Consider the following 12,359-nt stretch of genomic DNA (forward strand, 5'->3'; position numbering starts at 1 on the left):
GGTCGTCGCGGACCACCCCGACGTCGTGACCTGGAGGACTGATGCCCCGCAAGGCTCCTGCCCCTTCCGCGACGATCGCCCCGCCCACCGGGGACGTGCGGGTGACCGCCCCCTTCGCCGGTTTCGTGACGCTCACCGTCGTGCCGGGCGACACGGTCGAGGCCGGCGCCGTCGTCGCGACCATCGAGGCCATGAAGCTCGAGGCCGGCATCACCGCTCCCGCCGGCGGGACCGTCTCGAGCATCGCCGTCGGTGCGCCACATCAGGTCGAGGGCGGCGACGTGCTCGTGGAGATCTGCTGAGCGACCGGTTGCCCGGCCCGAGCTCAGCCGGCCAGCCCGCGCACGAGGCGCGGCGACTCCTCGACCGACCCAGCGCGCCGCCCGAGCGGCACGATGCTGTCCGCCCCGCTCTGGGGAATGGTGTATGCCGGCGCGCCCGGCGCGCTCTGGTCGCTCTGTGGCGTCGTGGCGGGCCTGGGCGCCGTGCTGGCCCTCGTCTCCACCGACGAGCTCATGTGATGGTGGGGAGTGTCTGGGAGTGGTCGAGGACACCGGCGAAGAGGTCTCCCCGCTGCGCGATCCGGTCAAGCACGGTGCGCATCGTCCAGCGGTCGGGCCGCAGCTCCGGATCCTCGAGCTCGTCCCAGGTGATCGGCGTCGACACCGGGGCCGCAGGTCCGGGACGCGGGCTGTAGGGGGCGACGAGCGTCTTGTTCACGGCGTTCTGGGTGTAGTCCAGCCGTGCCAGGCCCGAGCGGTCGCGCTTCTGCCACTTCCAGCTCACGAGGTCGGGGAGCACCGCACCGACGGTCCGGGACACGCGCTCGACCCACTCCCGCGTCTCGTCGAAGCCGGGGCCGCGAGCGATCGGCACCCACACCTGGATGCCGCGGCGCCCGGTCACCTTCGGGTAGGCGCGCACCTGCAGGTGCTCGAACGCCGTCCGGTGCAGCCTGGCCAGCTCCACCACCTCCTCCCACGAGGTGTGCTCACCCGGGTCGATGTCGAAGAGCGCGTAGTCGGGCCGGTCAGGCGCCGCGGTGGGCGAGGTCCACGGGTGCCACTCGAGCGCCCCGAACCCGGCCGCCCACACGAGGGCGGCAGGCTCGTCGACGACGAGGTAGGTCTTCGTCTCCCCGGGGTCGGCGTCCGGGTTGTCCCAGCGGGGCAGCCAGGCCGGCGCCCGCGGCGGGACCTCCTTGTGCCAGAAACCCTTCTCCTGCGCACCGTCGGGGTACCGGTGCAGGTTGACGGCCCGGCCACGCAGATAGGGCACGAGCACGGGGGCGATGCGGGCGGCATACGCCAGCAACTCGCGCTTGGTGACCGGCAGCTCGCCGTCCCGGCCGGGGAAGAGCACCTTGTCGAGGTTGGTCACCCGCAGGGTGCGCCCGTGCACCGTCCACCGGCCCTCGTTCCCGAGGTGCGCCAGCTCCTCCAGGGCGGCCAGCTCGGCCTCGGAGGGGCCAGGGACGGCATGCCCGGCGACGGGGACGGCGGCACGGTCGGCCGGCAGGTCGGAGTGCCACACCTGCTGCGGCCGGGCCCTGACCTCGTCGTTCGTGCGGCCGCTCAGGACCGAGGTGGTGTGGTCCTCGGCGTCCCAGCCGGCCTGCGCCCAACGGTCGTGCTTGTGCAGGAGCAGCCACTGCTCCTTCTCGGAGCCGGACCGCCCGCCGTCCCGGTCGTTGCGGTCGCTGCGGACGAGGACGAAGCGCCCGCGCAACCGCTCACCGGCCATGTCGAGGTGCAGCTCACCGTCCCGGACGGCCTGGCCGGGGTCGTCGGTGCCGTGCGGCTCCCACAGGCCGGCGTCCCAGACGATGACGTCGCCCCCGCCGTACTCGCCGGCGGGGATGACGCCCTCGAAGGTCTCGTACTCGAGCGGGTGGTCCTCCACGTGCACGGCGAGACGCCGCACGCCGGGGTCGAGGGTCGGGCCACGGGGCACGGCCCAGCTGACGAGGACGCCGTCGATCTCCAGCCGGAAGTCGTAGTGCAGGCGTCGGGCGCGATGACGCTGGACCACGAACCGGCGGCGACCGTCGGGGGCCGGGGCTGCCACGGCCCCGGCCGGCTCGGCCGTGCGCGAGAAGTCGCGCTTGCGCCGGTACGGCTCGAGCAGGTCGGCAGCGGTGGCCCTGGCCATGCACGCTGCTTACCCACTGCGGCGGGGACAGGCCCTCAGCGCCTCACCAGGAGCCGGAGGACGACCCGCCGCCACCACCGCCGGAGAACCCGCCGCCACCGAAGCCCGAGGAGCCGGACGAGCCGGGCGTCGAGGTGAACGTGCCGGTCGAGGTGGTCGAGAAGGACTCGACGCCGGCCGCGATGCCCGTGAAGTCGGGGAAGGCGTTGCCGCTCCAGACGTACCAGGTTGGCATGAGCAGCGGCTGGTTCGCGGCCTCCGCCGCCCGCGCGACCTCGGCGAACGTGCGGGCCCAGCGGTCCGCGACACCGAAGACGACGGCGTACGGCAGGTAGCGGCTGAAGACGTTGGACGCCTCCTCGAAGGCGATCTGTCCCGCCTCCGCCGTCGTGAGGTACTCCTTGAAGCCCAGCGACTGGGCGAGCACCGCCGAGCCCTCGGCCGTCTTGGCGGCCATGCGCCCGCCCAGGACCCACACGATGACGCCCGCGAGCACGAGCCCGATGCCAAGGGCCACTCCCCCGCTGAACCCGCCACCCAGGATGGCACTGATCGCCGGGCGGCCGTAGAACAGGAGCAGGCCGCCGAGCACGGCGATCACGACGCCGAGGCCCTGCCACACGCCGCGCTGGGTCTGCGGCGAGGAGCGGAACCAGCCGCGCGTCACGACTTCCTGGTACATCTGGCGCTGGATGGACTTCAGCGTGGTTGCGAAGGTGTTCTTCAGCTCCGAGAGCTGCACGACGTCGCCGCGGGTGCTGAAGATCCCGTCGAGCAGGCTGCGCTCGTAGGGCAGGAGCCGCTCGCCGGCCGGCGGCTCGAGCCGCGTGAGCGTCCAGTCGGTGCGGCTGAACATGCCGCCGCCCTCGTTCTCCTCGATGCGCAGGAAGCCGCGCACCGCCAGGTCGATGACCGTGGCCGACACGTCGATGGGATTGGCCGTCTCGTCGATGATCGTGCCGACCATCCCGGGCTGGACGCCCTTGGGCGGCTGGAACTGCACCGCGACGGTCGGCGAGCCGCCACGCACAGTGGCCGGGGTGCCGGCCGTGCCGGTCCCGCCGGCCGTGCGGGTCGGGCCGGTCCCGCCGGTCGGGCCGCCGGCGGGGCTGGGCACCGGCGAGAGACCGGGGGTCAGGTCGGCGTAGCGCTCGTCGCGACCGCGCGTCCACACCAGCATGCCCATGACCGCGAGGGCGAGCACCGGCGCGCCGATGCCACCGATCCAAGCCGCCGCGTTGACCGCGGGAGCTGCCTCGGAACCGACCGAGGAGCCGGCACCCCCGGTTCGCACGTCGGCGTGCACGTCACCGAACGCGGACGCGGGAAAGGACGCGATGACTGTCATGGCGTCGCCGGAGGCGAGGGGCCCGGCCGAGAAGCGGGACGGGTCGCCGGCACTGCCCGAGCACTGGGTCGTCGACCCCGACGGCCCCGAGTAGCAGAGCACCTTGGTGGCTGCCGCCGGCGCGTTGACCGTCACGGACACCCGGTCGCGCTCGGTCAGCTCGTTGGCCCCGAAGACGTTGTAGTTGAGCTCCACCGTGTCTGCGGGCGCTGTCCCGGTCGCCGGCCTGCCGTCGGCGGTGATCGGGTTGAGCACGTTGTGGAGCGTATAGGAGACCTTGTAGACCTGCGTGCCGCTCGTGTACTCGGTCGCCGAGCCGATGCGGATCTGCTTCGCAGCCCCGTAGTCGCTGACCGAGAAGGCGTCCGGCGCACCGCTGGGACTGCTCACGGCGACGTCGGTCAGGTCGTAGTAGCGGTAGCGGTTCTCCTCGTTGTTGTAGCCCATCCGCACGACGATGTTGCGGAAGATGCCGTGGCGCTGCTCCCCCGAGGGAAACCGCCAGGTGATCGTCTCGGCGACCTTCATGCTGCCGTCGGCCTGCACGTCGTAGACGGCGGCGAACGACTGCATCGCCTCCCCGCCCGCCGCCTGCGCGGCACCGGCGGGCGCGACCAGCAGCAGCACCACGGCGACGAGGGCGCCGAGCACGCCACCCGTCCGGGGCGCCGGCCGCTCGGGTCGAGTCGGTCGGCCGGTTCGGCCCACTCGGCTCGGTCGGATGGATCCGCCACGTCCGGTCATCGGAGTCCCTCCACGTCATCGCTCCCTTGCATCCTGACACCGGACGCTGTACCGGGGTGTGGGGTTCCGGCCGCAGGGCCTGTGCCTCCCGACACCGGCCCGCCTCCCTCAGTGGCGGCGGTTGGCCGCGGCCATGGCCCGCTGCGCCTCGCGGGTGTCCTGGCGCTCGCGGAGGGCGTGACGCTTGTCGTACTCCTTCTTCCCGGTCGCGATCGCGATCTCGACCTTCGCCCGGCCGTCCTTGAAGTACAGCGCCAGCGGCACGATCGTCCGCCCGCTCTCGCGTGTCTTGTGCGCGATCTTCTCGAGCTCGGCGCGGTGCAGGAGCAGCTTGCGCTTGCGGCGCGGGGCGTGGTTGTTCCAGGTGCCGTTGAGGTACTCCGGGATGTGGACGTTCTCGAGGTAGAGCTCGTCGCCGGTGAACATGGCGAACCCGTCCACGAGGGAGGCTCGCCCCATGCGAAGGGCCTTGACCTCGGTGCCCGACAGGACGATGCCCGCCTCGAAGGTGTCGCCGATGAGGTAGTCGTGTCGGGCCTTGCGGTTGCTCGCGATGAGCGACCGCCCCTTCTCCTTGGGCACCGGACCATCCTTCCGACTCGGGTCTGCAGCGCGCGCAGGGCGCGGACCGCTCCAGGTGCGACCGCACGGCGCGGTCGGCCTCCCAACGCTACCCCGAAGCCGTTCGCGGCACGGAGCGGGTTTCCCGAGCGGGGTGCGGCTGGCTCGGGCTCAGGCTCAGAGCCAGTTGCGCGGGTCGACCGGCGTGCCGTCCTCGTAGACACCGAAGTGCAGGTGGCAGCCCGTGGAGTAGCCGGTCGTGCCGGAGTAGCCGATGAGCTGACCACGGTCCACGTGCCCGCCGAAGTCCACGATGCTCGTGAGGTGGTTGTAGGTCGTCACCAGGTCGACGCCACGGTGCATCCCGTGGTCGATGACGACCTGGTTGCCCCAGCCGCTGGCGCGCCAGCCGGCGCGGACGATGTCACCCGGCGCGGCGGCATACACGGGCGTCCCGCACGGGATGCCCCAGTCGAGGCCGTCGTGCAGCATCCACTTCTGCAGCACGGGGTGCCAGCGCATGCCGAAGCCCGACGTCGTCGGGCCGTGGGCCGGGTAGGTCAGGTAGTTCGACGGCGTCGACTCGACCGGCACGACGACGGGCGGCGGGGGCTTCGGGGTGTACCTGTGACCGCGTTTGGCCGCAGCCGCCGCCTTGGCCCGCTCAGCGCGGATCTTCGCCTGGCGCTGCGCCTCGAGCTTGGCCCTGAGGGCGGCGATGCGCTTCTGCTCGGCGATGCGTGCCTGGCGTGCCCGCTCGACCAGGATGCCCTGCAGACGCGCGGACTCGGCGCGCGCCGTGGCCAGGTCGGCAGCCTCGCTCTTCTTCTGCACCGCCAGGTCGGCCGCGGCGGCGGACTGCCTGGCCTTCAGCTGGTCGAGCTCGGTCTTGGCCGCGGCGGCGTTCTGCGCAGCGGTGACCGCGTTGTTCTTGGCGACGATCGCCTGGTTCTTGGCCTGGGTCGCGGCGGCGGCGGCGGACTGGGCGCTTCGCAGGGCGATCTCGGCCTGGCGCTTCAGCTCGGCGATCTCGCCGCGCACCGACGTGAGGTACGAGCGGGTCGAGGTGTTGTCGACCGTCATCGCGGCGAGCTTGTCGATGGTGTCGCTCGCCACCGCGCTGGCCGTGTCGGCCATGACGAGCCGGTTGGCGAAGTCCTCCGGCGAGGTCGACCCGAAGACCATGCCCAGCTGCGACTCCTGGCCCGAGCCCTGGAACACCTCGGCGGCATACGAGTCGAGGGCGTCCTGGCTGCTGACGAGGTCGGTGGAGCTCTTGGCGAGCTGCTCCTTGGCACGCTGCTCGTTGGCCTGCGCGACCGCGAGCTTCTGGGCGACGTCCTCGTTGTGCGCGCGGGCCTTGGCCTCCGCGGCGATGGCGCGGGCCTCGGTCGCCTCGGCGGCCACCTGCGCGGCCTGGGCGCGGCTCTGCGCGGCCTGGGCCGCGGCGACGCGCTGCTGGGCGAGCGGCAGGGCGGCCTTGGTGCGCTCGAGGTTGACGTAGGCGCGGGCCAGCGAGGCGTTCGTGCCCTCGAGCTGCTGCCCGAGCGCGGCGATCCTGCGGTCGTTGCGCTTCTTCTGGTCCGAGACCGAGTCGGCGCGGGCGGAGAGGGTGGAACCGAGTGAGACGGTGCACGCGACGGCCAGCCCGGCGGCCGTCAACCTGGTCGCGGTACCGCTGCCGCTGAAGCGCCTCATGTGCCACATAGGCTCCATTGGTACCACAGGCCACAGAGGTCTGGGAGGTTTCGTGCCGTTTGGCCTCGGACAGCATGCAGCCATCGGCCCCGCCCGGAAGGCGGAATGGCCGAATTCGTGCGCGGCGCCTCAGACGCGGAGGTAGCGGCGCAGGGTCACCCACGAGGTCAGGCTCGACAGCACGACGACGCCGATGATGACGAACGGCGCCACGTGGAAGACGTCGGAGACCCCGATGAACGCAGTGTCGGTCAGGGTCTGGCTGAGGAAGCCGACGACGCCGTAGCGGACCGTGGCCCAGAGCATCCCCATCGCCAGCGCCGCCCCGAGCACGCTCGACAGCACCGTCTCCATGACGAACGGGAAGCGGATCGTGAAGTTCGAGGCGCCGACCAGGCGCATGATCCCGGTCTCCCGCCGGCGGCTGAAGGCCGTCTGGCGGATCGTCGTGGAGATGAGCATGACGGCGGCCAGCACCATCAGCGAGGAGAGGGCGATCGCCGCCCACGAGACGGTGTTCATGAAGGTGAAGAACTTCTCGAGCAGCTTCTTCTGGTCCTGCACGTCTGCGACCCCGGGCATGCCCTTGATCGAGCTCGCGACCACGTCGAACTTGCTCGGGTCGCCCAAGTTGACCCGGTAGGAGTCGGCGAAGTACGACTCCCCCGCCCGCGCGAGCGGCGAGTTCTTGTAGGTCTGCTTGAAGCGGTCGTACGCCTCGTCGCGCGACTCGTAGAAGACGTCCTTGACGGTGGGCCGGAGCGAGTCGAGCTCGGCCTTGATCGCCGCGCGCTGCGCGTCGGTGGTCGGCTCGCCGGCACAGTTGGTGAAGCGGGTCTTCTCGGCGCAGAGCAGGACCGTGACCTGGACGCGGTCGTACCAGTAGTCCTTCATGGTGTCGACCTGCCGCTGGCCCATCAGGCCCAGGCCCAGCAGGTACATCGAGATCATCGTGACGATGACGACCGAGACGGCCATCGAGAGGTTGCGGCGCAGGCCGTTGCCGATCTCGCCGAGTAGGAACTGAAATCGCATGGGGTGTCTCGCTCCGTCTCGCGCTCAGTGGCTGCTCGTCTGGGTGGCCTTGGAGCGGCGGAAGAGCCCGCCCCTGCCGCGGGGCTCGTCGGCGTCCCGGCCGATGGGCGGCAGCGCGTCCGGGCCGTCGGTGTCGTCGGTGTCGTCGCGGTCGTCGCGGTCGTCGCGGTCGTCGTGATCGTCGTGATCGCTCCTCCCGTCGTATGCCGTCGGGTCCCCGTCGTCGTAGCCGTCGGGCACCTCGGGCTCGTCCGCACGGCGCGGGGCGCCGGTCTCATCGAGGCGGATGCGCGGGAGCGAGCCCGTCGTGTAGTCGCCGGCCTCCATGTCGCTGACGAGCACGCCCCGGTCGAGGCGGATGACGCGCTTGCGCATGGCGTTGACGGTCACCGTGTCGTGCGTCGCCATGACGACGGTCGTGCCCGTGCGGTTGATGCGGTCGAGCAGCTGCACGATGCCGAGGCTCGTGTCGGGGTCGAGGTTGCCGGTGGGCTCGTCGGCGAGCAGGATCGGCGGGCGGTTGACGAAGGCGCGGGCGATCGCGACGCGCTGCTGCTCGCCACCGGATAGCTGGTGCGGCAGGCGCTTCTCCATGCCGGCGAGACCGACGAGCTCGAGGGTCTCCGGCACGGTCTGACGGATCCGGGCGCGACTGCTCCCGAGCACCTGCAGGGCGTAGGCGACGTTCTGGAAGACCGTCTTGTTGGGCAGCAGCCGGAAGTCCTGGAAGACGCAGCCGATCTCGCGGCGCAGGGCCGGGACCTTGCGCTCCGGCAGGCGGTCGAAGTCGCGACCGGCCACCAGGACGCGGCCGCTCGTCACGTCCTGCTCCTTCATGACCAGCTGCATCATCGTCGACTTGCCGGAACCGGACGTGCCGACGACGAAGGCGAACTCACCGCGCGGGATCTCGAGGCTCACGTCCTCGAGCGCCGGACGAGTCGTCCGAGGGTAGGTCTTCGTGACGTTCTCGAAGAGGATCATGCGTCGGGCCTCGACTCGTGCTGGGAACTGCTGCTTGGACTGCGGCTGGGAACTGCTGCCGGACTGCGGTGTGCGGACCGTGCGTGGGACCGCGGGTGCGCTGCGTGGGCACGTGACGGCATACGCAGGCCGCGTCCACGCGAGCGCTACGAGGCTACGTGGACCCGGAGGGATCCCCCGGAAAGCGGCCGAACCCGGCGTGGCGGGCGGTCAGTCCTGCGAGCGGTTCTGGGCGATCTGCCAGCGGATGCCGGCCTCGATGAAGCCGTCGATGTCACCGTCGAAGACCGCGCTCGGGTTGCCGGTCTCGAACTCGGTGCGCAGGTCCTTGACCATCTGGTACGGGTTGAGCACGTAGGAGCGCATCTGGTCGCCCCAGCTGGCCTTGACGTCGCCCGCCATCTCCTTCTTGACCGCAGCCTCCTCGGCCTTGCGCTGAAGGAGCAGTCGCGACTGCAGGACGCGCAGGGCGGCGGCGCGGTTCTGGATCTGGCTCTTCTCGTTCTGCATCGACACGACGATGCCGGTGGGGAGGTGCGTCATGCGCACGGCCGAGTCGGTCGTGTTGACGCTCTGCCCACCCGGGCCGCTCGAGCGGAAGACGTCGATCTTCAGCTCGTTCTCGGGGATGTCGATGGAGTCGTCGGACTCGATGAGAGGGATGACCTCGACGGCCGCGAAGCTCGTCTGGCGGCGGCCCTGGTTGTCGAACGGGCTGATCCGGACGAGGCGGTGCGTGCCGCCCTCCACGGAGAGGTGGCCGTACGCGTACGGCACGTTGACCTCGAAGGTGGCCGACTTCAGGCCCGCCTCCTCGGCGTAGGAGGTGTCCATGACCTTCGTCGGGTAGCCGTGGCGCTCGGCCCAGCGCAGGTACATCCGCATCAGCATCTCGGCGAAGTCTGCGGCGTCGACGCCACCGGCGCCGGAGCGGATCGTGACGACCGCCTCGCGCTCGTCGTACTCGCCGGAGAGCAGCGTGCGGACCTCGAGCTCACCGACGTCCTTCCTGAGCTTGGCGAGGTCCCGCTCGGCCTCCTCGAGGGTGGCGGCGTCGTGCTCCTCCTGGCCCATCTCGACGAGGGTCTCGAGGTCCTCGATACGGGCGTCCATGCCGAGGACGCGGTCGCGCTCGGAGTTGGCACGGCTGAGCGCACTCGTGACCTGCTGCGCGGCGTCGGGGTCGTCCCACAGGTCGGGGGCGGAGGCCTGCTCCTCGAGCTCCTTGATGGTGCGGGCGAGCTCGTCGAGGTCGGTGACCTGACGCACGGAGTCCATCGTCGCGCGCAGGTCCTTGATCTCTTGCGTGAAGTCAACAGCCACGATCGAACAGCCTACGGCAGCGGACCACCGCGTCGTGCACGCCGACAGCCCGGGGCCCGAGGAGGATCGGGCCTCCTCGGGGCCGGTGAGTCAGCAGGAGGTCGCGGTGCCGCCGCCCTTCCAGCTGCACGTGTCCACGGTCGCGCCCGAGGCGCTCCGGAGGTATGCCGTGTCGCCGGTGTTGTTCCAGACGTACCAGGACCGGTTGTAGTAGCGGTTGGTGGCGGAGGCGGTGCCGCGACCGGTGTGCACGGTGACCGTGGCACCCGCCTTGAGGGTGAAGGACGGGAAGCGGAAGGTGTAGCCGGTCCTGTCCCGCAGCGTCCAGCCGGTCAGCACCCGGTTGCTCCGGGTGGTGTTCTTGATGACGACGTACTCGGCGTTGAGACTCGTGTTGCCTCCGCGGTCGGCCCCGGGTGAGTCGTACTGCACCTTGTAGATCATGATCGCCGGCAGCGCCGAGGCGGAGCCGGCCGTCGCGACGGGCGCGACCACGGCGAGCCCGAGTGCCGCCGTGGCGACGAGGGCCTTGGTGACGGAGGCCTTGGTGACGAAGGTGCGCATCTTCTCCCTGTCTGTCGTCGCGACCGCCCGGTCGCGACACGTCCGGATGGCGCCGCCCGTCGGGCGGCGCCGTCTCCCCTGAGGACGACCACGCCACCGCGCTTGGACGTGCTGTGGTGGCGTGGGCGCCGAGGACGGACGCTAGCGTCCGGGCGCGGACAGGGTGACCGTTTTGGGCAATTTGCGCGGTGGTTCAGTCCAGCGGCGCGCGCGCCCGCGAGGTCACGGTGATGGTGACGCTGCCGCCGAGCGACTCGAGCACCCAACCGCTCATCGGCAGGGTCGCCGTGCCCCGAAGCGTCACCACCGCGGTGGCGCCGTCTGCGCCGGTCTCGGGAACCACCGACCACCCCGTGATGCCGGGAGGCATCGGCGTGCGTGCCAGGTGTGCCGACGCCGCGCTCGCCACCGACTGGTCGGTGAGGGCCAGCTTCTCGAGGACGCCCTTCTCGTAGGCGGCGCGCTCGTCGAGGGAGTCGGCGGCATCGAGAGCCGCCGAGTCCGCCGTGTCGAGCAGTCGCATGCGGGCCAGCTGGGCCGCCGTCACGTCGATCGTGCCGAGCACGAGCAGCGTCGCGAGGACGAACAGACCCAGCGCGAGGACACCGATCTGCCCCTCGTCGCGGGCCCTCTTGTCGGCCAGGCGGGCACCAGCTGGACGGCACCGCCTGCGGAGGCTGCCGGCATACCTGGTCTTCACGGGGATCTCACCGCGCCACGAACCGGTCGACGGACGCGACGTGCGTCGACGAGATGGTCACCGACGCAGGAAGGTGCGCGGCGATGAAGTCGGGCACGAGCGGAAGTGCGACGGCGATGGTCGCGGTCGCCGTCACGGCACCCTCTGGACGCAGGCACGGTGAGCCGTCGCACGAGACGGTGACACCGGCACCTCGGTCGAAGGCGAAGTCGCCGAAGGCCAGCGACGCAGCCACTCGGGCGCGGGCATACCCCTCGTCGTCCGACTGGGCCGTCACGAAGGCCCGCCCCGCCTCACGCCCGGCGAGCGAGGCCGAGAAGGACGCTGCCTGCAGCCGAGCCGCGGTGAGGACGAGGTAGGTGAGCGGGATCAGGAGCAGGATCCCGAGGAAGATGAACTCGAGGATCGCTCGCCCCTCGTCCGCGGCGGCAGGCCGGTGGGCGGAGCCACGGCGGGCTGCGAGCGCGAGGACCCGAGGCGCACGGCTCACTCCGCACCTCCTGCCAAAACCTGCTCCTCGCTGAAGGCCCTCCCGGACACGGTGAGCCCACCGGACGGCCCGACGGGACCGATCAGCGGCAGCGGCGCCGAGACCCGCACCTCGACCACCCGCACCCCGGAGGCCGTGATTGAGCGGGCGGCCTTGACGTCCCCGGCGAAGGAGGCGCTCAGCGCCGAGGTGACGAGCGCTCGGGTGCGCTCGGCTCCGTCGGTCGGCTCGACGTCGGCGCGGGCACCGTAGCGGGCGCCCTCCGAGGCCGCCGAGATCAACGTGTTCCGCACGTAGAGGGCGAGCCCGAGCTGGAAGACCCCCATTGCCACGACGAGCAGCAGCGCCGCGACCATCACGAACTCCGCGACGGCAGAGCCGCTTTCGGCGGTGTCGGAGTGGGGCCGAAGGCCTTGGCGGGCGCCCGCAAGGACGTGCGCCCTACCCGGACGACCGGCGCTGCGGAGCCGGTTCCGCGGTCGCCGCGCCACGCGCGAGAACAGCGACCGGGCACACGGGGCCGCCGGGTCGAGGCCCGGAATCCTCACGGGCCCTTGACGTCCGAGATGGCGTCGCTGAAGAGCTGCCCGAGCTGCGGGCCGGCGAGCGCCCACAGTGCCGTGACGAGCCCGGCCGTCATGATCGTGATGAGGACCCAGCCGGGCACGTCCCCACGGTCACGTGGGCCGCCGATGTGTCGTGCGACGGCGTCGGCGAGGGCTGCACGCGCCCGTGTCTCGACGGTGATGATGCGGTTCATG

The 12,359-nt window shown here is 71.3% G+C and carries 14 protein-coding genes; 2 read left to right on the forward strand and 12 right to left on the reverse strand.

The features are described from left to right. Positions 1–41: 41 nt before the first annotated feature. On the forward strand, positions 42–302 hold the full coding sequence (locus ABD194_RS06810; protein ID WP_425579957.1) for a biotin/lipoyl-containing protein: 261 nt from the start codon (positions 42–44) through the stop codon (positions 300–302). A 93-nt stretch (positions 303–395) separates the two neighbouring features. Next, positions 396–521, forward strand: coding sequence for a hypothetical protein (locus tag ABD194_RS06815; RefSeq protein WP_343989333.1), 126 nt, complete (start codon positions 396–398; stop codon positions 519–521). On the opposite strand, the gene ABD194_RS06820 is transcribed toward ABD194_RS06815, so the two are convergent. The 12 genes from ABD194_RS06820 to ABD194_RS06875 form a co-directional block, all read right to left on the reverse strand. Continuing rightward, positions 514–2,151, reverse strand: coding sequence for a non-homologous end-joining DNA ligase LigD (locus ABD194_RS06820; protein WP_343989334.1), 1,638 nt, complete (start codon positions 2,149–2,151; stop codon positions 514–516). The two genes, ABD194_RS06815 and ABD194_RS06820, sit on opposite strands and share 8 nt — an antisense overlap. 43 nt (positions 2,152–2,194) lie before the next feature. Further along, positions 2,195–4,150: a DUF2207 domain-containing protein gene (locus ABD194_RS06825; RefSeq protein ID WP_343989336.1), complete on the reverse strand. Its 1,956-nt coding sequence runs from the start codon at positions 4,148–4,150 to the stop codon at positions 2,195–2,197. A 201-nt stretch (positions 4,151–4,351) separates the two neighbouring features. Beyond that, positions 4,352–4,825, reverse strand: a complete 474-nt coding sequence (smpB, locus tag ABD194_RS06830) for an SsrA-binding protein SmpB (RefSeq protein ID WP_343989338.1) — start codon at positions 4,823–4,825, stop codon at positions 4,352–4,354. A 156-nt stretch (positions 4,826–4,981) separates the two neighbouring features. Next, positions 4,982–6,502 (reverse strand): peptidoglycan DD-metalloendopeptidase family protein, encoded by a 1,521-nt coding sequence (locus ABD194_RS06835; protein WP_343989340.1) that lies wholly within the window; start codon positions 6,500–6,502, stop codon positions 4,982–4,984. A gap of 129 nt (positions 6,503–6,631) precedes the next feature. After that, positions 6,632–7,537 carry a permease-like cell division protein FtsX gene (ftsX, locus tag ABD194_RS06840; protein ID WP_343989342.1) on the reverse strand — a complete coding sequence of 302 codons (906 nt, stop codon included), beginning with the start codon at positions 7,535–7,537 and terminating at the stop codon, positions 6,632–6,634. A 24-nt stretch (positions 7,538–7,561) separates the two neighbouring features. Beyond that, on the reverse strand, positions 7,562–8,521 hold the full coding sequence (gene ftsE, locus ABD194_RS06845; protein WP_343989344.1) for a cell division ATP-binding protein FtsE: 960 nt from the start codon (positions 8,519–8,521) through the stop codon (positions 7,562–7,564). A gap of 210 nt (positions 8,522–8,731) precedes the next feature. Continuing rightward, on the reverse strand, positions 8,732–9,844 hold the full coding sequence (prfB, locus tag ABD194_RS06850) for a peptide chain release factor 2 (RefSeq protein ID WP_343989346.1): 1,113 nt from the start codon (positions 9,842–9,844) through the stop codon (positions 8,732–8,734). Between the two features lie 90 nt (positions 9,845–9,934). After that, a complete protein-coding gene (locus ABD194_RS06855) occupies positions 9,935–10,408 on the reverse strand; it encodes a lamin tail domain-containing protein (protein WP_343989348.1) in 474 nt (157 codons plus the stop codon). 193 nt (positions 10,409–10,601) lie between these two features. Continuing rightward, a complete protein-coding gene (locus ABD194_RS06860; RefSeq protein WP_343989350.1) occupies positions 10,602–11,108 on the reverse strand; it encodes a pilus assembly protein TadG-related protein in 507 nt (168 codons plus the stop codon). A 7-nt stretch (positions 11,109–11,115) separates the two neighbouring features. After that, positions 11,116–11,598 carry a pilus assembly protein gene (locus ABD194_RS06865; RefSeq protein WP_343989352.1) on the reverse strand — a complete coding sequence of 161 codons (483 nt, stop codon included), beginning with the start codon at positions 11,596–11,598 and terminating at the stop codon, positions 11,116–11,118. Continuing rightward, positions 11,595–12,212, reverse strand: coding sequence for a TadE/TadG family type IV pilus assembly protein (locus ABD194_RS21595; protein ID WP_425579958.1), 618 nt, complete (start codon positions 12,210–12,212; stop codon positions 11,595–11,597). The genes ABD194_RS06865 and ABD194_RS21595 overlap by 4 nt, the downstream gene beginning before the upstream one ends. After that, the gene (locus tag ABD194_RS06875) at positions 12,143–12,358 is read right to left on the reverse strand and encodes a hypothetical protein (RefSeq protein WP_343989354.1); all 216 of its coding nucleotides are present in this window, start codon (positions 12,356–12,358) and stop codon (positions 12,143–12,145) included. The genes ABD194_RS21595 and ABD194_RS06875 overlap by 70 nt, the downstream gene beginning before the upstream one ends. Position 12,359: the final 1 nt, after the last annotated feature.

The organism is Terrabacter terrae (assembly GCF_039529575.1).
Lineage (GTDB): Bacteria > Actinomycetota > Actinomycetes > Actinomycetales > Dermatophilaceae > Terrabacter > Terrabacter terrae.

What these genes read in the sequence shown, in the direction of transcription:
- ABD194_RS06820 (WP_343989334.1), bottom strand. Translation starts at nt 2,151, where the DNA reads ATGGCCAGGGCCACCGCTGCCGACCTGCTCGAGCCGTACCGGCGCAAG.
- ABD194_RS06815 (WP_343989333.1), top strand. Translation starts at nt 396, where the DNA reads ATGCTGTCCGCCCCGCTCTGGGGAATGGTGTATGCCGGCGCGCCCGGC.
- ftsE (WP_343989344.1), bottom strand. Translation starts at nt 8,521, where the DNA reads ATGATCCTCTTCGAGAACGTCACGAAGACCTACCCTCGGACGACTCGT.
- ABD194_RS06810 (WP_425579957.1), top strand. Translation starts at nt 42, where the DNA reads ATGCCCCGCAAGGCTCCTGCCCCTTCCGCGACGATCGCCCCGCCCACC.
- ABD194_RS06875 (WP_343989354.1), bottom strand. Translation starts at nt 12,358, where the DNA reads ATGAACCGCATCATCACCGTCGAGACACGGGCGCGTGCAGCCCTCGCC.
- ABD194_RS06855 (WP_343989348.1), bottom strand. Translation starts at nt 10,408, where the DNA reads ATGCGCACCTTCGTCACCAAGGCCTCCGTCACCAAGGCCCTCGTCGCC.
- ABD194_RS06835 (WP_343989340.1), bottom strand. Translation starts at nt 6,502, where the DNA reads ATGAGGCGCTTCAGCGGCAGCGGTACCGCGACCAGGTTGACGGCCGCC.
- ftsX (WP_343989342.1), bottom strand. Translation starts at nt 7,537, where the DNA reads ATGCGATTTCAGTTCCTACTCGGCGAGATCGGCAACGGCCTGCGCCGC.